This is a genomic window from Chloroflexus sp. (assembly GCF_056331925.1).
Window position 1 is genome coordinate 28,800 of record NZ_JBWGQH010000007.1, and the last position, 19,315, is coordinate 48,114.

The 19,315-nt window shown below is 55.5% G+C and carries 14 protein-coding genes; 12 read left to right on the top strand and 2 right to left on the bottom strand.

The window, feature by feature from the left end; all coding sequences use genetic code 11:
• The first annotated feature begins 350 nt into the window (after window positions 1-350).
• Entirely contained in the window at window positions 351-3,872 is a 3,522-nt protein-coding gene (locus tag AC01ZF_RS05245) for an SCO7613 C-terminal domain-containing membrane protein (protein ID WP_476575184.1), read from the top strand.
• 41 nt (window positions 3,873-3,913) lie between these two features.
• Here the strand turns inward: AC01ZF_RS05245 and gap are convergent, their stop codons facing one another.
• Entirely contained in the window at window positions 3,914-4,939 is a 1,026-nt protein-coding gene (gap, locus tag AC01ZF_RS05250) for a type I glyceraldehyde-3-phosphate dehydrogenase (protein ID WP_424674351.1), read from the bottom strand.
• A 258-nt stretch (window positions 4,940-5,197) separates the two neighbouring features.
• Here gap and AC01ZF_RS05255 point away from each other — a divergent pair, with 258 nt between their 5' ends.
• A complete protein-coding gene (locus AC01ZF_RS05255) occupies window positions 5,198-5,809 on the top strand; it encodes a CvpA family protein (protein WP_424674350.1) in 612 nt (203 codons plus the stop codon).
• Window positions 5,810-5,859: 50 nt separating this feature from the next.
• Here AC01ZF_RS05255 and tgt read toward each other — a convergent pair whose 3' ends face one another.
• Window positions 5,860-7,071, bottom strand: coding sequence for a tRNA guanosine(34) transglycosylase Tgt (gene tgt / locus AC01ZF_RS05260; RefSeq protein WP_424674349.1), 1,212 nt, complete (start codon window positions 7,069-7,071; stop codon window positions 5,860-5,862).
• Window positions 7,072-7,253: 182 nt separating this feature from the next.
• Between tgt and AC01ZF_RS05265 the strand changes: the two genes are divergently transcribed.
• The 10 genes from AC01ZF_RS05265 (at window position 7,254) to AC01ZF_RS05310 (ending at window position 19,161) form a co-directional block, all read left to right on the top strand.
• Window positions 7,254-8,825: an FGGY family carbohydrate kinase gene (locus tag AC01ZF_RS05265; protein ID WP_428112826.1), complete on the top strand. Its 1,572-nt coding sequence runs from the start codon at window positions 7,254-7,256 to the stop codon at window positions 8,823-8,825.
• Window positions 8,826-8,861: 36 nt separating this feature from the next.
• Window positions 8,862-10,925 (top strand): beta-alanine-activating enzyme beta-propeller domain-containing protein, encoded by a 2,064-nt coding sequence (locus AC01ZF_RS05270; protein ID WP_428131129.1) that lies wholly within the window; start codon window positions 8,862-8,864, stop codon window positions 10,923-10,925.
• A gap of 27 nt (window positions 10,926-10,952) precedes the next feature.
• Window positions 10,953-11,909 carry a PP2C family serine/threonine-protein phosphatase gene (locus tag AC01ZF_RS05275; protein ID WP_424674346.1) on the top strand — a complete coding sequence of 319 codons (957 nt, stop codon included), beginning with the start codon at window positions 10,953-10,955 and terminating at the stop codon, window positions 11,907-11,909.
• Window positions 11,906-13,162 carry a vWA domain-containing protein gene (locus AC01ZF_RS05280; RefSeq protein ID WP_424674345.1) on the top strand — a complete coding sequence of 419 codons (1,257 nt, stop codon included), beginning with the start codon at window positions 11,906-11,908 and terminating at the stop codon, window positions 13,160-13,162. The genes AC01ZF_RS05275 and AC01ZF_RS05280 overlap by 4 nt, the downstream gene beginning before the upstream one ends.
• A gap of 15 nt (window positions 13,163-13,177) precedes the next feature.
• Window positions 13,178-13,693 carry an FHA domain-containing protein gene (locus AC01ZF_RS05285; RefSeq protein ID WP_424674344.1) on the top strand — a complete coding sequence of 172 codons (516 nt, stop codon included), beginning with the start codon at window positions 13,178-13,180 and terminating at the stop codon, window positions 13,691-13,693.
• A 25-nt stretch (window positions 13,694-13,718) separates the two neighbouring features.
• On the top strand, window positions 13,719-13,964 hold the full coding sequence (locus AC01ZF_RS05290) for a hypothetical protein (protein ID WP_424674343.1): 246 nt from the start codon (window positions 13,719-13,721) through the stop codon (window positions 13,962-13,964).
• The gene (locus AC01ZF_RS05295; protein WP_424674342.1) at window positions 13,961-14,911 is read left to right on the top strand and encodes a formimidoylglutamase; all 951 of its coding nucleotides are present in this window, start codon (window positions 13,961-13,963) and stop codon (window positions 14,909-14,911) included. The genes AC01ZF_RS05290 and AC01ZF_RS05295 overlap by 4 nt, the downstream gene beginning before the upstream one ends.
• A 55-nt stretch (window positions 14,912-14,966) precedes the next feature.
• Window positions 14,967-16,136: an MFS transporter gene (locus AC01ZF_RS05300; RefSeq protein ID WP_424674341.1), complete on the top strand. Its 1,170-nt coding sequence runs from the start codon at window positions 14,967-14,969 to the stop codon at window positions 16,134-16,136.
• A 35-nt stretch (window positions 16,137-16,171) separates the two neighbouring features.
• Window positions 16,172-17,284 carry a hypothetical protein gene (locus tag AC01ZF_RS05305; RefSeq protein WP_476575185.1) on the top strand — a complete coding sequence of 371 codons (1,113 nt, stop codon included), beginning with the start codon at window positions 16,172-16,174 and terminating at the stop codon, window positions 17,282-17,284.
• Window positions 17,285-17,361: 77 nt separating this feature from the next.
• Complete coding sequence (locus tag AC01ZF_RS05310) at window positions 17,362-19,161, top strand: hypothetical protein (RefSeq protein ID WP_424674339.1); 1,800 nt, start codon at window positions 17,362-17,364, stop codon at window positions 19,159-19,161.
• Window positions 19,162-19,315: the final 154 nt, after the last annotated feature.

Below are 19,315 nucleotides of genomic sequence, written 5' to 3' on the forward strand. Positions count from 1 at the left end.
GTGGGGCAGCGTACTCAGCGCGAAGGCACAGCGAATCGCTCCGGGATGCACCTCGGTATCTCCGCACGGAGCCGCCGGTGTTTGGCCGGTGGTGTAACGAACGAAGCACGCACGGTGCAGGATCGAACCGGACATGTCCGGCGTAACGGCTGGTAACCGCAACTGCTCTACCCGTGGTGAGGTCTGACCAGCAATGGCGGCACTCCGGGAGGAGTGAGTGCCCGCGGAGGCGGGATCGTAACGCCTGTCAGAGAAGATTGCGTGGCGCAAATCGGGATGGGAACAGGACGGCGCGCATGTTTGTGCACGTTCTGGAATAGCAGTGTAGTCATCAGGCCCGGAGCACTATTATGGAGTTCTTAGCTTTGCTAGCCTTATGTTGCCTACTGCCGATTCTGTTGGTCACAGGGCTAATCGGTTTCTGGATCGGAACGGCATCAGCAAGATCTTCACCGAAGCCAGCGGATCAATTCGCCAATCTGGTGTACTTTTGGTTAGAGACGAATCAACTGGATACGGATACCGCCGAGCGAGTGTTGCGTTTGTTGGAACAGGAGGGTGCCACACTGCGGACAGAGGCCCAACCGGTTCTACCGGTCTCGCCTTCTCCTGAAGAATCAGAAACGGCAACCTCGGTTTCTCCATTGCGTGAGGTGCTGCAAGCATCTTCGGCTCAGACTGCGGCCGATTTGCCAATACGACCTGCACCTACTACGCCACCATCAACGGTTACCAATCGGATAGGGCCGATTTTTGCTGCACTGCTGTCGCTCGGTACGCGCCGGATGTTGTTGGTCATCGGCACGTTTCTGTTGCTCATTTCGAGCTTGGTGTTGGTGATCTTCAATTGGAACAGCTTCCTACCGATTGTGCAAGTCGGGATCTTGGCTGCATTGACCGGTGGCTTGTGGGGGTTGGGACGGTGGATGGGTCAGCGTGAGGCGCTTGCTACCGCTGGGCGGAATCTGAGTTCGATTGCAGCATTGCTGGTGCCAATCGTGGTCTTTTCTTTCACGCGCCCTGGTCTGCTCAATCTCGCGACTGACACAGCTTTGTTGGTAGTGAGCAGTGTGAGCATGGCCATTTACATCGGTGGGGCGTGGTATACACGTCGTGTGTTTTATAGTCTGGCCGCCAGTTCGGCTGCAATCGGTGTGTTGGTAAGCGCGTTTTGGCAGTGGGATGTCGCGCTTCAGTGGCAACCGGTTTGGGCATTTGGGTGGTGGTTTGCTACGCTGGTGGTAACCCACCGGTTGGCCCGCAGTAGTGCTGCTCTGTTGGCGTTAGGGCCGCGTGTGATGCAGTGGGCCGGCCCGCCGCTGTCGCTGCTGGTGAGCCTCAGTCTCGTGTTGGTTGAGCCTATACCGATGCTTGCTTGGCCAGCAATGATTGCCTTTGGGTTGGGCGGTGTGTTCGGTGCCGGCGCTGCGTGGCTTGAACGGCAGCCACGGTGGGTGTGGGTGACAGCGCTAACGTTGCCGGTGGCAGTGTTGATCGGAACGGTATTGCCCGATCTCGGTCTGCGGTGGGCTAATCTGAGCCTGGCTCTACTGACCTCTGTGTATGTCGGGATGACGGCGCTGATCGAGCGGCGAGGTCAGGCGTATGCAATCCCCTTGTTGGCAAGCACGCCACTGCTGTTGGTTGTTGCGTTGCTCACTGCGCTCGACCGAACGGCAATCGGCCAGAGTTATCCGTTATTGCTGGTAGCCGGTGGGTTACTGGTGGTGCTGCTCGAACGTGGGCAGTTGAGGTTATTGCAACCGAACCGCACGTTGGTGGGGAGTATCGGGTTGGCGCTGGTGATGGTGTTGCTGAACGTGTGGGTGGCTTCGTTTGTCGAGGCATGGGCCCAGCGCGGTCTGATCACGCTTGTGATTGGCGGGATTGGGTTTGGCTTGCACGCAGCCTCCGTTACCGCTCGTATCAGTTATGCACCGTTGGTGTTGCGTTGGATCGGGGCAGCCCTGATCGCGATTGGCTCGCTGATGACGGCATTGCTTGATCCGGTATGGTACTTGCCAGCATTGGCACTGGCAGCGATGCTCTACGGTTGGTGTGCCTTCCGCGAACGCAATAGTTTTTGGTCAATGGCTAGCTTAACGGTGGTGTTGGGTTTGGTGGCGAGCGTGCTCGAACGGGTGGGTTGGCTGAGCACGTTTGAGCACTATCTCCTTGCCGGCACGAGCGTAGCGAGTGTCTATGCCATTGGTGGGAGCCTGATCCGTCGTGGTACGTTCGGGTACTGGGCGACGCCGGCGCTCTTTTGGGGTGGTGTGCTCGGCAGTGGCAGCACGTTGTTGCTCATCAGTGCGTTCTTCACGCCGAGCATACCTACCATCAGCGCAGCGCTCATTGCGAGTGCAGTGTGGTTGGGGTTAAGTTTCATCTGGCAACGTTGGCAGTTCGGTTATCCGGCGGCTGCTATGCTCGGTTGGGCGTGGTTGTTGGCGGTCGTCGGCGGATTCTTGCGCTGGGAAGGCGGTCTGAGTGGGATCGGTGTGTTGGCAGTGCTGTTAGGGGTTGGTTATGGCGGAGCGGCGCTCGTTTTGCGGCGATGGGCACCGTTTGACCGTCCGTATGCGCAGTTGGCTATAGCTACAGCCCTTGTCTTACCCATACCGACGTTGCCGGCGGCGCTGGAAGTGTCGGCGTATCGCATGTATCTGCCATTGACTGCGGGCAGTGCGACGCTGATCCTCACGGTTGGCGCGGTCGCGTACCGACGCTGGCGGATCATGAGTCTGGCCTTAATCCAGTTGGTTATGGCGATTGGTGGGACTGCCAATTGGCTCTTCGCGCCCAACGTTTCGCTCATTGGATGGACGTTACTGGCAACCGCGGTCATTGTGGGGCTGGGTGGAGCAGGGACGCGCCGTCAGAGATCGACAGCCGTCTTGCGTGTGCTAGGATTGGACAGTTATGTGGTTGGCGCAGTCACCGGCTTGATCGCGCTAATGATGCTCTTTGACAGCAGTTTGAGCAGCCTTTCATGGCCGCTGTTGATCTATGCACTCGTAATTGGGATTATTGCGGTTTCCGAGCAGAGCGAAGTTGGCGCAGTCCTAAATGTGACAGCGTTGATCGGCAGCACTGCCGGCTGGCTTGCGCAGACCGATCTGACGATACCTTGGCAGGCAGCGTGGTTAGTGTTGGCGCTGGTGCCGCTGATGCTGGCCGGTTGGGCTAGCCGCCGCTATGCGCCGGTGACGATCTGGCAGCGACCAACGTTGTGGTTACCGTTGATGGTAGGGGTGTTCACCGTCATCGTTGCCGCCGACGAGCTACGTGCATTGGTGGTAGCACTGATCAACACCGGCGTTCTCTACGTCACGGCGACGGTCCGCGAACGGCGGAGCGAGTACGCTTATATCGCCGGTGCGGCCTTTGTCGCCGCTAGCCTTGGCCAATTTCTCGTCTGGGATTTGCGCGAAATGCAGTTGTACGTGATACCGGTCGGCGTTTATCTGCTCGCGTTTGCGAATGGCATTCGCTACTTCCAACGCCAAGATCGGCTTGCGCGTATGGTAGATACGGGTGCGGTTGGATTATTACTCAGCGCAACATTCCTCCAAGCCGTCGGATCGCCGAGTAACCTTGGCTACATCTTATTCGTCAGTGGCGAGTCGTTGCTGATCGCTACTTATGGGGCGTTAATGCGGCTAAGGGTACCGTTTGTGGCTGGGTTGGTCTGTTTCGGACTGGGTATTCTCTGGTTGGTGGGTAATGCGGCGCGCATGCTCAATCAGTGGTTATTGCTGGGTTTGGTGGGTCTACTAATGCTATTGGCCTACGTTGTACTGGAACGGCAACAAGAACTATTACGTCGGGCTGGAAGGGATTGGGCGGCACGGTTGCAACAGTGGCGGTAGTAGGGCTGGTTTCCAATCTGCCCCTACTACCGCCCATCCGACTATTCAAACCGATCTGCGACCAGCGCCGTCAGATCGGCGACACGTACCGAATAACCCCACTCGTTATCGTACCACGCGACGATCTTGAAGAAATCATCGCCCATGCTCATCGTTAGGGGTAGGTCAACCACACTACTATACGTGGTACCGATGAAATCGGTGCTAACCAGCGGATCGTGGCTGACACCGAGGATACCCTCAAGCTCTTCGCTCTCGCTGGCCTCAATGAATGCCTGATTGATCTCTTCGACCGACGTCTTGGTGCTGAGGAGAACCGAGAAGTCAACCATTGAGACGGTTGGTGTCGGGACACGCACCGCGTAGCCATGGAACTTACCCTTCAGTTCAGGAATAACCAGCGCGACAGCCTTAGCAGCACCGGTAGTGGTCGGTACCATATTGATCGCGGCCGCACGGGCTCGGCGCAGATCCTTGTGGACGTTATCCTGCAAGTTCTGATCCATTGTGTACGAGTGGATCGTCGTCATCAACCCGCGTTCGATCCCGAAGCGATCATTGAGTACTTTGGCCACCGGCGCCAGACAGTTGGTGGTGCAGGAGGCATTCGAGATGATATGGTGCTTCTCATGATCGTACTTGGCGTCATTCACACCCAGACAGATGGTGATGTCTTCGCCCTTGGCCGGTGCAGTAATGATCACTTTCTTGGCACCTGCGGCGAGATGAGCTTTAGCCTTTTCGGCATCGGTAAAACGGCCGGTCGACTCGATCACAATGTCAACGCCCAGTTCTTTCCACGGCAGCGCGGCAGGATCACGCTCGGCTAGGGTTAGTAATTCGTAGCGCACATCGTCTTGCTCGACGATAATGGACTTCTCGGTTACGGTTACTTCACCTTCAAACGCGCCATAGGTCGAGTCATAGCGGAGTAGATGTGCTAACGTATGCGCGTCGGTCAAGTCGTTAATTGCCACGATCTCGAACTCGTCTGGGTAATACTCCAGCATCGCCTTAAAGCTCTGGCGCCCGATCCGGCCGAAACCGTTGATTGCGACGCGAACCATGTAATTCCTCCTTAAGCACTCAAACGATTGCGCCTCGGTAATATAAACCACCGCTCGCAATGGTACGACAGACAACTGTTGTCTGATGCGGTCATTATAGCATTTTTGGTCAGTCGCTCGGATGCCGATTTTTGCCCGTCAGGTGAAGAAATGCCTACTCAGCTCCTACAGCGTGATGATAGGCAACAGTGTAGCAGGTTTGACGGATCTGCTACAATAGGTAGTAAAATTGCACGTGCAATACGAAGGGGCAGCGAGATGATCATTGATGCGGGTGCGGCGGTCGTGATCCTGTTATTTATTCTGGTCGGTCAGCGGCGAGGGGCAATACCGAGCGGTCTGGCGCTTACCGGGACGCTCATCGGTGCAGTTTTGGTCGATATTTGGCAAGATGGTGTGATCAATCTGCTGGAACGGCTGGGTTTGGCGACTGAATGGCCACTCTTTCTTTGTTTAAGCGGGTTGCTACTGTTGGCTGTGATCGTCGGTTACGGGATTGATACTATCCTTGAGTTGGGTTTAGAGGACACCGATGAATGGTCGCAGCGTCTGATCGGTGCTCTGGTCGGGTTGGTGAACGCCGGGCTTGTGATCTACTATCTCGTTCGCTATGCCGAACTGGCATGGTCACCGCCGTTCATTGAACGGTGGTTGAACGCGGCGACGTTGGTACCGACGGTGGTTGAGTGGTTGCCGTGGGCAATGCTCGGCTTAACCTTGGGTGGCAGTATCATGTTAGGTTGGCGCGTCTTTCACACGATACGTTCCGAGCGCGCATTACAATCGCACGACGACACACCCCGCTCGCGTCAAGATGTCTATCTGCGCGTCCTCGAGGAGATCAACCGGGTGACCGATCGCCGAAGGTAAGATCGTGATCCGTCCGCTCAAGCATCGCTAGTTCGCCACACTGTTGCAGCTTAGGGTGTTATATCCGGCAACGGCTTCCCCAACCACTCATAGTACAGTTCACCAAAGCGACCGGCGGCGATAGCGGCACGTATCTCGGCCATCAGGTTCAGTAGGAAGGCGACGTTGTGTAAGCTGACCAGCCTGATCCCAAGTAGTTCTTTCGAGCGGTAGAGGTGATGAATGTACGCCCGTGAGAAATGCCGGCACGTATAACACGGACAACCCGCTTGCAATGGTCCTGGGTCATCACGTAACGTCGCATTTGTCACATTGAGCCGCCAGTTGCGTTCGCGATTGCGAATGAGGGCTGCCCCGTGTCGTCCGAGTCGCGTAGGGCTGACACAATCGAACATATCGATCCCACGAGCGACTCCTTCAAGGAGATCATCAACGTCGCCAACACCGAGGAGGTGGCGAGCCATACCGTCGGGTAAGTAGGGTACGGTCATATCAACCACCTCATACATCTGGGTCTTATTAGCTCCTAGTGATCCGCCGATACAGAGACCATCAAACGGCATACTGCTGATGAACTCGGCGCTCGCGCGGCGTAAGTCGGCAAAAATACCGCCATGCACAATCCCAAACAGGAGTTGGTCGGGGTTAGGGAGTGCAGCACGGTTGCGCCGTTGGTGGGCTACCAAACAGCGCTCGGCCCAGCGGTGGGTACGGGCCATACTCTGTGCAGTGTAGTCGTAGCCGGCGCGGAACGGCGGAAGTTCGTCAAAGCAGACGATAATGTCGGCGCCAAGGTGATGTTGTACCTCGATACTCCGTTCTGGCGTAAAGACATGACGCGAACCGTCAAGGTACGATTTAAAGATAACGGCCTCCTCGGTGACGGTCACCATATCGGCCAACCGTGTCGGGTGGGCGGGTCGGCGGCCTTTTACTTCATCGGCAATCCCACCGTACACCAGGGAAAAGACCTGAAAGCCGCCACTATCGGTGAGGATTGGACCGTTCCAGCTCATAAATCCGTGCAACCCTCCGTGACGGGCGATCAATTCGTGACCGGGCTGCAAATAGAGATGATAGGTATTCCCCAGGATAATCGATGCGCCGTGTTCGCGCAGTTCATGCGGGCTGAGCGATTTAACCGTAGCCCGAGTACCTACCGGCATAAATACCGGGGTTTCGACCGCGCCATGAGCTGTTCGTAAGCGCCCGGTGCGCGCACGACTGTGAGGATCGCGGGCGGTAATCGTGAAGTGTGTCATATCGTTGCTAGTCGGTGAGCGAATTCGATAGCAGGTTCTGCTCCAAGACGGCAATCGTCTAACCACAGGATCGGTATTATAACCGAGACCCAAACAGGGTATACACAACAGCTACGACCGGTATTCGTGATGAGATCGGCTATAATGCCTATCATTCGGATGATATGGAATGAGGCAGAACGGTGAGTAAGCGTTATATCCTGGCAATCGATCAAGGTGGTAGTGGTAGCCGCGCAGTTGTTTATGATGAAGAAGGACGGGTACGTGGCTATGGCTACCGTGCCGTGGGTCGAATCTGTCCACAACCGGGATGGGTGGAACAGCATCCGCGCGCGATTACTCGTAGTGTCGCCGAGGCAATTGCAGAGGCACTAACACGGGCCGGTGTGCGTGGTAGTGAGTTGATTGCATGTGGCGTTACGTCGCAGCGTGATACGATCTTTGCGTGGCATGCCCGTACCGGTCGGGCGATCGGGCACGCTATTACGTGGCAAGATCTGCGCACGGCACCGTTGGTCGCAGCGCTCGATAAAACACCTTTAGGCCCACTCCGGCGCGAACGATTGGGGCAGTTTCCTGGGGCGTATGCTGGCGCTATGCATATGGCGTGGCGCATGCGCCATGACGCTGCTTTTCGTCGTGCTGCCGAGCAAGGTGTCTTGCGTGTATCGCTGGCAGCGGGTTGGATTGTACAAGCGCTGGGGCGTCCGGCCGAGCATGCGCTCGATCATTCTCTCTTGCAGGCGATGACAGTGTATGACCCCCGCCGAAGAGCGTTGTGGGAGGAATGGATCGAGGCGCTCTCGATCCCGCGAGCAGCTTTACCTGTGGCTCGTCCGACAATCCATCACTTTGGCGAGCTGCACATTGATGGTGCAGAAGTGCCGGTGGTAGCGATGATTACCGATCAACAGGCTGCTCTCTTCGGGTACGATTGCCGTGCAATTGGGCAGGCAGTTGCCACGCACGGCACCGCATCATTTGTCAATGTCGTGGCCGGCCCGGTAGCACCGCCACAGGGAATCTGCAAAACGTATCTGGCGTGGGAAATCGATGGGATCGTAACCTATGCGCTAGAAGCCGATATGACCACCACCGGTGCAGCAGCAACGTGGTTACGCGATCTGGGATTGGTCCGGCGGGTGACCGATCTTGACCGATATGCGGCGCGCGTTAATCACAGTGGTGGTGTGGTGTTTGTTCCGGCCTTGAACGGTTTAGGTGTGCCAAGTGAAGATCGCAGCGCGCGCGGCGCGATCTTTGGATTAACAATAGGTGTAGAACTGAGCCACCTTGCGCGGGCCTTTTACGAGTCGATTGGCTTTCAATTAGTCGATATTCTGACGACAATGAAAGCCGAAGCCGGTCTCGACGTTCAGGAGTTGCGTGTTGGCGGTGGTCTGGCTGCCAGCGATCTCGCTTGTCAGATACAGGCTGACATCAGTGGGGTAACGTTAGTGCGGGCGCGGGATACCGAAACAACGGCGCGTGGTGTTGCGCTCTTGGCCGGGATCGGGGCCGGAATCTGGTCGCTGGGGACAATGCCGGTGCTGGTTGATGAGACGGCGCGACGGTTTATACCGCAGTTGTCGGCAAGTGAACGGGCTGCACGTTACGCACAATGGCAGATGGCAGTCGAGCGGGTGAAGGGATGGGCACGACCGATAAATACCCCCACAGCAGAGCAATCTTCTGATGAAGAGTGGTTGCTGAAGCATTCAACAGCTTCTATAATAGAGGAACAGGCGCGTTAACGGTTTTTCATAGTTTAGCACGGAACGAGGCTGCTTATGGGCTTGATCAAACGGGTAGGCACCAAGGCTATCAACCCACAACCGCCCGATGGTGGCGTTGCTGGTGAGGGCACGCGCCAGATCAGCCCCACCGTACCTCCATCTGCGCCGGAAGAGGCTACACGCCGGATGACGGTGCAACCCGCCGGAAACGCCGACGATGGCATGCGGCACATAGAGGAGCAACCGACCGGACAGGCGCGCGCTGCAATGCCGACAATGCTGAATGCGGGCACTATCTTGCAGGGGCGCTATCTCGTCGAAGGGCCAATCGGGGTCGGCGGTATGAGCGTGGTCTACCGCGGACGCGATCTCCGGTTTAAAGATGTTGTGCGCTATTGTGCAATCAAAGAGATGGCACAAAGTGCACCGGATTCCAAAACTCGCCTGCTCAATCTGAAAAACTTTCAGCGCGAAGCAGGTTTGTTGGCGACGTTGCAGCATCCGGCGATTCCCAAAGTGTACGACTTTTTCGAGGAAGACGGTAAAGTCTACCTTATTCTTGAGTTTATTCCCGGTAAAGACCTCGAAACGGTTCTCGAAGAACATGGCAAGCCGCTTGATGAAGCGCGGGTTGCCCGTTGGGCGGTGCAGATTTGCGCGGTACTTTCGTACTTGCATAATCACAAGCCGGAACCGATCGTCTTCCGCGATATGAAGCCCTCGAATGTGATGGTCGTTGATGACGATCGGATCGTATTGATCGACTTCGGGATTGCGCGTACCCTCAACCGAGGCGACCGTAAGGGCACGATGATCGGTACTGAGGGCTATTCTCCCCCCGAACAGTACCGAGGTGTGGCCGAGCCGGTTGGTGATATTTATGCCCTCGGTGCGACGTTGCATCATCTCCTTACCAATACTGATCCGCGTCTTGAAACACCGTTTACCTTCCAAGAACGTCCTATCCGCCAGATTAATCCCTCCGTCTCGCCGGAGATGGAGGCGGTGGTCACGCGCGCACTCGAATACGACATGGCAGCACGTTGGCAGAGTGCCGAGGAATTTCGGCAGGCGCTGTTAGCGGTACCGTCGCTCGCTGCGACGGTGACCGGTAAAGGGCCGGTCGCTGCACCGGCAGTGCTCAAGAAGGGGGTGCAGACAACCGAGCTGGTCTGGCGGTTTACGTGTGAAGATGAGATACGTTCATCACCATTGGTAAGTGGTGGGTTGGTTTTTGTCGGATGTTACGACACGAATATCTATGCCATTGATGCGGTGCGCGGCGAATTTCGCTGGAAATATGCTACGGAAGGTGGGATTAGCTCGTCGCCGGCAGTGTGGCAGGATATGGTCTATATCGGCTCTGAAGACGGCAAGCTCTATGCGTTTGATGTGCGCCGTGGGAGTGTGCGCTGGACGTTCCGTAGTGAGAAGGCAATTCGTTCATCGCCACGGATTGAAGATCGAGTTGTCTTCGTCGGCTCAGACGATCAACACGTCTATGCAATTGATGGTCTACGTGGTACGTTGATTTGGAAGTATCGCACGTGGAATCCGATCCGCTCTTCGGCATGCATTCATGGCTCATCGGTGTATATCGGTGGCGATGATGGTAATATCTACTGTCTCGATGTTCGTACCGGTGCGGTTAAATGGAAGCAGCGCACTCAGCAACCGGTACGTTCGTCGCCAACGTACAGTGATGGCTTGGTATTTGTCGGTTCGCTTGATCAGAACCTCTATGCGCTTGATGCCGAGGGTGGCTGGCCGGCGTGGCGGTTTCGTACCGGTCACTATATTAATTCGTCACCTTTTGTCGTCGGTACGCGCGTTTTTGTCGGTGGGGTTGATGGTAATCTCTACGCTCTCGACACCAAGAATGGTCGTTTGGTGTGGAAGTATGAGGTTGGTAGTCAGATTACCTCGTCGCCGCGGGTAGAAGGTGGTCGGCTCTACTTTGGTGCAGTCGACCAGGCCGTTTACTGTCTTGACGCCGGAAATGGGCAGTTGATTTGGAAATACCTTACCGACGGTCCAATTGTCTCGACACCGATGATCGTGAACGGGATCGTCTATGTTGGCTCGATGGATCATCATCTTTACGCATTGAGGGCGTAGATAGGTTGTTTAAGGGATAGGAACACTATGCCGGACGAAACTGCTCCTTCATCAGACGAAACACCAACCGAGCCAATGAGTTTGGCTGCTATCGAGGCAGAACGGCAGCGCCAATTGCGTCTAACCCCTCCTGACGAGGATGGGACACGCCAAATCGGGCAGAATTACCAGCCGGCGCTGACCTTGCTTCGTTCGGTCCAAGGGTTTGCCGCCGCCGCATTGCGGGATATTGGTCGGGTGCGTGAGGTTAATCAAGATTGTACCTTGGCGATGATCATGACCCTACCGCGTGAAGGGAGTGATGTACCGGTAGGTCTGTTTGTGGTTGCCGATGGGATGGGAGGTCATCAGGGGGGGGAGGTCGCCAGCCGGTTAGCCGTTCAGACGGTGCTGACCGGTGTGCTGGAACGGTTGGTGTTGCCAGTGATTGAGGATGGGATCCTCGAAGCACTCCAGCCCCTAATGATTGAGGCAGTGCAAGAAGCGAACGCCGCGATTTGGCGAGAAGCGCAGGCGCTTGGCTCAGATATGGGCACCACCTGTACTGCTGCGTTGGTCATTGGGCATGGTCTCTACGTGGCGCATGTCGGCGATTCACGCTGCTATGTCTATGAACCGGGTGGGTTACGTCAGCTTACGACCGATCACTCGACCGTCGGGCGCCTGATTACACTTGGTCAGCTTAATCCTGATGAGGCACGCGATCATCCGCTGCGCAACCAGCTTTATCGCACGGTCGGGCAGCAGCCACAGATAGTAGTCGATTTTGTTTATCACCAGCTCAACAACTGCTCGCACATCGTGCTGTGTAGTGATGGTCTGTGGAGTATGGTCGATGAAAAGGCCATTGAGCAAGCACTCCAACATAGTCCGTGGCCGCATGATGTCTGCCGTGAGTTAATCGCCTTGGCGAACCTGGCCGGTGGTGATGACAATATCTCGGTGGTCGTCGTGTCACTTCCGCTCGATGAGGGGCAGCGATGAGCAAGGTTGAACTGCGTATAACGCCTAGTCGCAGTGTGTTACCGGCCCTTAACGAGCCACAAGTCTTGTATGCGCTGATCGAGTTGTCGGCACAGAGCGGTGCAACGAAGATGCCCCGTTTGCCGCTGAACTTGTGTTTGGTGATCGACCGCAGCTCGTCGATGCGTGGTGAGCGTTTGCAACAGGTGAAGCAGGCCGCGATGCAGATTCTCGACCTGCTAGGTGATAACGAGAGTTTTGCATTAGTCACGTTCAATGACCGGGCCGAAGTAGTGGTATCGTCCCAACTGGCACGGGCACGGGCCGAAATTAAACGCCAAATTAGTGCGATTGAAGCTGCTGGCGGTACCGAGATGGCAACCGGCTTGGCACTTGGTGTGCAAGAATTGCAACGGGCGATGATGCCGCGGGCAATTAACCGCTTATTGTTGCTGACCGATGGCCGTACTTACGGTGATGAGAGCCGTTGTGTCGAGATTGCGCGGCGTGCCCAAGCTCGTGGGATTGGGATTACGGCATTAGGGATCGGTAGTGAGTGGAATGAAGACTTGCTGGAGACTATCGCTGCGCGAGAGAATAGTCGCACGCACTACATTACGTCTGCCGCCGACATCACTAAAATTTTTACTGCCGAAGTTGAGCGTATGCATAGTATTTTTGCCCAAGATGTGCAGGTGCGACTAGCCTTGCCGCCGCAGGCACTCGTCCGTTCGTTCGACCGGGTGCGTCCTTTCATCGGGCCATTACCGGTGATCGAAGAGGCTGATTCTGTCTGGACGGCCACGCTCGGTGATTGGCCTGAGCAGGACGTACAAGCTTTTCTGGTTGAAGTGGTGATACCGCCGTTGCTAGAAGGTCGTCATACGCTGATCCGATTCAATCTGCGTTTTCGCATGCCCGGAAATGATAATGTGGTGCAGAGCTATGACCAAGTGTTGCAGGCTGTAGTGCACAATCCGGATGAGGTAAGCACTGATGTTGATCCGACGGTCAAGCACTGGCTTGAGCGGTTGGTTGCCTATCGGTTGCAGGCCAGGGCATGGCAAGCGGTTGAGGAAGGAAAACTAGAAGAGGCGACGCAGCGGTTGCAAATGGCCGGTACACGCCTGTTTGAGGCGGGCCAGGTTGAACTGGCGCGTGCCGTCCAAGAGGAAGCAACGCGCCTGCTCCGCTCCGGTCGAGCGAGTGCCGAGGGTCGCAAACGAATCAAGTATGGTACGCGCGGCTTGATCGGGCGTGAAGAGCAGTCATAGGCCGGAGTAGGAGGCATGATTATCTGTAGCCATTGTCAATCCCAACAACTCGATGGCACGATCTTCTGTACCGTTTGTGGGGCAAGCTTGATCAGTACAACCTCGCAGCGCCAAACAACCGCGTCGCTGAATCGGGCAGCAGAATCGGTCCAGTTGGATGATACTGCTACGGTGTTACCGGCACCAGAACCAACCGAAAGCGGGCCAACGGTTGCGCTCGTCGTGCTCAGCTCGGGACGCCGGATTACCTTACCGGTTGCTGCTGAAATTGTCATCGGGCGGAAGGATCAGCAACGCAATTTTTTTCCCGATGTCGATTTTAGTCTTGATGGTGGCTACGATGCTGGTGTTTCGCGCCGGCATGCGCGGATTATCTGCCAGAACGGCACCTACGCCCTCGAAGACCTCGGTAGTTCAAACGGTACCTTTCTGAATCGGCAACGGGTACCACCCGGTCAGTCGATGCCATTACAGCACGGCGATGAAGTTCAGTTTGGGATGTTACTGGTACGCTTTGAATTGCGTCACTAGCTATAAATCTTGCGGAGGATTCTCTATGCCGAAAACGGTCGTCCTACATCTCACCGGCGAAGATCCGCTGCTGGCCGATATTGATCAGGAACCACAACCCGGTGATATGTTTATCAAAGTCACTAATATGCGTAAACGTGATGGTAAACCGGTACCGTATCTGGCTGCCGGCGTGCAGGCAGTGATCTTTCCTTGGCACCGGATTACCTTTATCGAGTTGATGCCCAGCGAAGAGGAACGCAGCCAAGTTATCGAGTTCTTCCGTCAGTGACGTCGCTCTTCCAACAACTTGTTCCGCCCGCGCGTGCATTGTTCTATCACCGTGATGATCCCAACGACCGGCGGCTGGGTGAGTTCGTTACGCCCGGGATTGCCGGTTATGATTCGGCGAAGGTGGTGCTCCTCGGTTGTCCCCAAGATATTGGGGTGCAACGTAATCGGGGGCGCGCCGGTGCCGCTCAGGGGCCGACTGCTATCCGGCGCTGTTTCTACCGGCTTGGTGTGGCCGGATTGACCGATCTGCCGATCTGCGATCTTGGTGATGTGCCGGTTGATGCCGATCTCGAGACGATTCATGCGTTGCAACGTGCTCTGGCTGCGCAGATTATCGAAGACGGTAAATTGCTGATCAGTCTTGGGGGTGGGAACGACATTAGTTTTCCCGACTTTGCCGCGTTGGCTACGGCGGCTATACCGCCACCGCTAGCGATCAATGTCGATGCGCATTATGATGTTCGAGCCGATTGGCCGGCCAATAGCGGTACGCCCTATCGTCAATTGATCGAAGCTGGCCTGATCGATCCACAACGCTATTGGATCATTGGTGCTCAGCCGTTTGCTAATGCACCGGTATATACGACGTATCTACTTGCACAAGGAGCGACGATTGTCAGCTTGTCTGATGCGCGTCGTTTGGGTGTTGCCGAGACGGTACGGGCAATGCTAGCAGTAAGTGATGCAGCAAGTATCGGGTGGGGTTTCGATCTCGATGTTGTTCAAGCCGCCGAAGCCCCCGGTGTGAGCGCACCCAACCCGCTTGGAATGCGTGGTGAAGAGTTGGTGGCATTGGCAACATTGGCCGGCGCCGAACCACGGACTCGTCTGATTGAGGTAAGTGAACTGAATCCAACTTATGATGACGATGATCGCACGGCCCGCCTTGCTGCGGTAACACTGTGGTATGCGTTGTGCGCCTTTGCCCAGCAGCATGGTGTTTAACGCTATCAAATACCAGAGTTGATGAGGGTTGGCCGAGCGGTATCGTATACAAGCAATGCAAACAATCTCTCATTCGTATCGTCGCGCCGTACAATTTATTGTCCTGATGGGTGTGGTCAGCCTGCTGGCCGATATGGTGTATGAAGGCGGACGCAGCCTGAGTGGTCAATACTTGGCCTTGTTAGGCGCGAGTGGGACGGTCGTCGGATTGACTGCCGGTGCCGGTGAATTGATCGGTTATGGCTTGCGGTTGGTATTTGGCTATCTGAGTGATCGCACGCGACGATATTGGTTGCTGACCATTCTTGGTTATACGCTGACGATCATTGCGGTGCCAATGCTTGCCTTGGCTCAAGCTTGGCCGCTAGCCGTTGGTTTATTGATGGTCGAGCGGTTCAGTAAGGCGTTGCGTAGTCCGGCAAAGGACACTCTCCTTTCATATGCCGCAGAACGGGTTGGTACAGGGAAGGGATTCGGCTTACACGAAGCGCTCGATCAGATCGGCGCAGTGGCGGCGCCGTTGGTATTGGCGGCGGTGTTGGCAGTGGGTGGTAGTTTTCAGATGGCGTTTGCGCTCTTGATTGTACCCGGTGTGGCCTGTCTGATCGCCTTAATCGTGGCGCGGTTCTTGTTTCCCCAACCGTCTGATCTGGTGAGTAAGACTCCTGAGCTATTGACCACCGGTTTGCAGGCACGCTTTTGGTGGTACCTGCTCAGTGTCGGGCTTTTCGCCGCAGCGAGTGTTGATTTTGCCCTTGCAGCCTATCATTTTCAAAGAACTCAACTTATTAATGCAGCAGCGATACCGGTTTTGTATGCACTGGCAATGATAGTTGATGCAGTCGCTGCACTGAGTTTTGGGTTTCTTTATGACCGGATTGGTATGCCGGTTTTGAGTGGTATAACCTTGCTTGCTGCACTGAGCACACCGTTTATGTTTAGCGGTGTATTCGTGGTGGCAGTATTGGGTGTGGTGATTTGGGGGATAGCACTTGGCGCACAGGAATCGATTCTACGGGCTGCCGTGACACGATTTACCCCTGCTGACCGGCGTGGTGCGGCCTATGGTCTGTTTAATGCTTGTTTTGGTTTGAGCTGGTTCATCGGCAGTGCGCTGTTTGGTGTATTATACGATGTAGCATTGCCGATCCTTGTCGGTGTATCGGTTAGCTTGTATCTGATAGCAGTCTTGATCTTGTGGTTCGTGGTAGCGCGCCAACCGTGATGTTGGCACACAGTAGCTCTCGGCCATGATGCCGTATGATAACACTCGCATTTGAACTGGTTTTGGTTTTACTTGTTGCCAGTCTCCTCGCGTTCTGGAATGGATGGGGACTGGCACGTTTGTTGCTTCCGGCAGTCGTTTGGCCCTGGCGAGCATTATTGACCCCCATCCTTGGCTATGTGCTGACGATCCTCGTTGGTTACTGGGTGGTACGGTTTATCGGTGGTTTAGGATGGGCATTGGGATTGATTGCTCTCTTGAGCGGATGGTTCAATTGGCTCACATGGCGACGGTATGGTCCACCTCAGATCATTACAGCAATACGCCATCATTGGCCGGGATTGGTTGTAGCCGGTATTGCGGTTGCGTTTGGAGTTGCACCACTATTGAGTTATGGCTATGCTGCGCCCATCGGTGGCGGCTGGGATATTGAGAATTACTGGCCTACTGCGCGCTATCTGGTCCGTGGTCCGGTGAGTGCCATCGCAACGGCACCACCAAACCCATTGCGTGATATCAATGCTGATCCGCCGCGAATTGGCTTGACCCTTGGTTTTAGTATTTGGCAAGGTAGTGTTGATCTCGTGAGTGGGAGTGAACCCCTCGTTAGTTTCGCACCATTGCTCGCATGGCTACGTGCACTTGGTGTCGTCGGGATATATGTGCTTTTACAAGCAGTGTTTACCATGCGGCGTGGGCCGGCAGCGTTTGCGGCTCTTCTGGCGGCTCTTAACGGTCTGTTGCTCTGGACGAGCTACTTCAATTTCGGGATGCAATTAGCAGCATGGCCGCTGCTGCCGTTGGTGCTAACGCTTGGTTTGGCAACCGTGCGTGCCGATACCGAACGTTGGGCTGCACAATCATTTGTCGGTCGAGTTGCCCACTATTGCGCTGCTGCCATTAGTTTGGCGGCTGTACCGGTTGCCTACTATCCAGCCCTTGGCCCGCTGGGATTGATGGCAGTGGGAATTGGAGTCGTTGGGCTTGGGCAGACACGCGATCGTTGGCGGCTGATTAAACGGGCGCTGGTGCTTGTTCTGTTGACGCTGGCACTGGCTGCACCGACGATACCCGATTATTTTGCCGGCTTTAACTATCGCTACAGCTTGCCGCTCACGACACTTGTCTCTTTCGTTTTATACCACTGAGTGATATTGTTGGTTTCACCACCTTCCGCCTACGTGAGTTGCCCGAACCATTAACAGTACCCGCCTGGGTAGCAACGATGATGCTCATCGTCCTCGTCGGGTATGGCTTGATCACCAGCCCACAACGTTGGTACTGGGTTGGGATGCTGGTTAGAGCAAGTAGCTTTTTACTCTACCTGCGTTTTGGGTCGGCATACCACTACGGCTATCTCAAAGCTGCGGCGTATGTGGGGTGGGTGGCCGGAGCACTGGCAGCAAGTGGTTTGCAAGCCATGCTCGATCATCTGCGTAGCCGTTCGGTGTGGCAACGAGTGTTGGTTGCCGGTAGTGTGGCTTTCCTGATCGGTAATCCGGTAGCATTAACAGCCATTCGCGTAGTTGCCGATCATTGGGGTAAACCCGCCTTATTTGCCGATCAATTACCGGTATTACGCGAGCTGCGTCAGCTTGTACCTGCCGGTAGCACGGTGCGCCTTACCGGTGATCCGCGAGTAGAGGGAGTGACGAGTGCACTCGCAGCGTACCTCCTCGATCACGCACATGTTTGGGGGAACGTTCGCACCGGTTATGCTTCATCGGTCAGCGGTGAACCCAGCGCTATTGCCGAATACGCGCTCTTACAGCGGGATGAAGATCCGACCTTGTGGGGTTACACCGATCCGCCGATCTGGAGCGGTGGATCGTATCGCCTGTATCGGCGTCCTTCTGAGACAGTAGCACATCTTATCTGGCAGCACATAGTAGGCAAGGAGACGGTGACACTGCCAATCATCGGTGAGCGTTCGGCTTCCGATGGGATGATTTTCGTGACGGAGCGTGAACCACGCTGGATCGTGTTACAAACCGCTAGTTTCACACCGGCTAAGCTGGTCATCAATGGTGAGCGGTATGAGATACCGGCCGGTCGTGCGCGTGTGGTTATTGGTCCGCTGCGAAAGGATCAAGCGCTCACACTCCAAGCCGTTGATCAGCCGGTTCAGATTCAGACGGTGAGCTTGCTCACGACTCCACCAAAGAGTATGGTGACAAGATTCGCGCATAGTGTCACGATCAAGGCTGCCAGTGTTGCGGATGGTTCGACGGTGGCAACAAGCATTGATATGATCAACGTAGACAGTAGCCCGGTAGTTGTAGCACTTGAATTGTGGGATCGCCGGCACGGATTGTTGTTCGGTCGCTATGGATTGCGTTTTATGCCGTCAGCAAAGGTACAACAGGCCACGGTAACTCTCGATCTTGCGACCAGTGCAGCGCGTGCGCAAGATGCTGCTGGTGCGCCGATAGTCCTGGGGATGTGCCAAGGGACATCTTTACCCGGTACCTATATCGCTCGGCTGTGGGTTGGTACTGACCAGCGTGCATTACTGACACCGGTTGATCTGTTTTCCTTCACGATAGATCGGCAAGGGGTGGTGACGGTCGATTGGACGACACAATCTTCCTTGTTAGCGGCGCAGATTGGGCGACCATTACAACCGCTGAACATTCAATTCGGCGATGATATGCTACTCCGCGGTTACGATCTAAGCGCGACACAGGCTGTACCCGGTGAGACGATAGCGTTAACACTCTGGTGGCAGGCGTTGCAGAGTAATCTCGATGAACGGAGCATCATGGTACACGTGCGCAACGGCCAAGACGAGCGAATCATCGACGCCGATGGCCCACCGGCGGGTGGTGGTCGGCCAACGAGTGTGTGGCAAGCCGGTGAGTTGATTATCGATGAGCGATACATAACGATTCCTACCGATGTGTTACCGGGTCGCTATTGGTTGGTTATCGGGAGTTATCGATGGCCCTCGCTTGCCCCAATTCCGCGGGTAGATGCCGATGAGTCGGTGTGGCGTATTCCGATTGAGATTGTGCCACGACGTTGATGGTGGTTGAAGTGTGGCGATAAACCGTAACAGCTCGTCAACACGGTAATTGGGGTTGTGGGTCGGGAATGACAACGGAATAGCTGCGAAGATACGGCGACCGTGTGTCGACAACACCGGTTTTTATCAATTTTTACCATCTCACCGTGTTGAC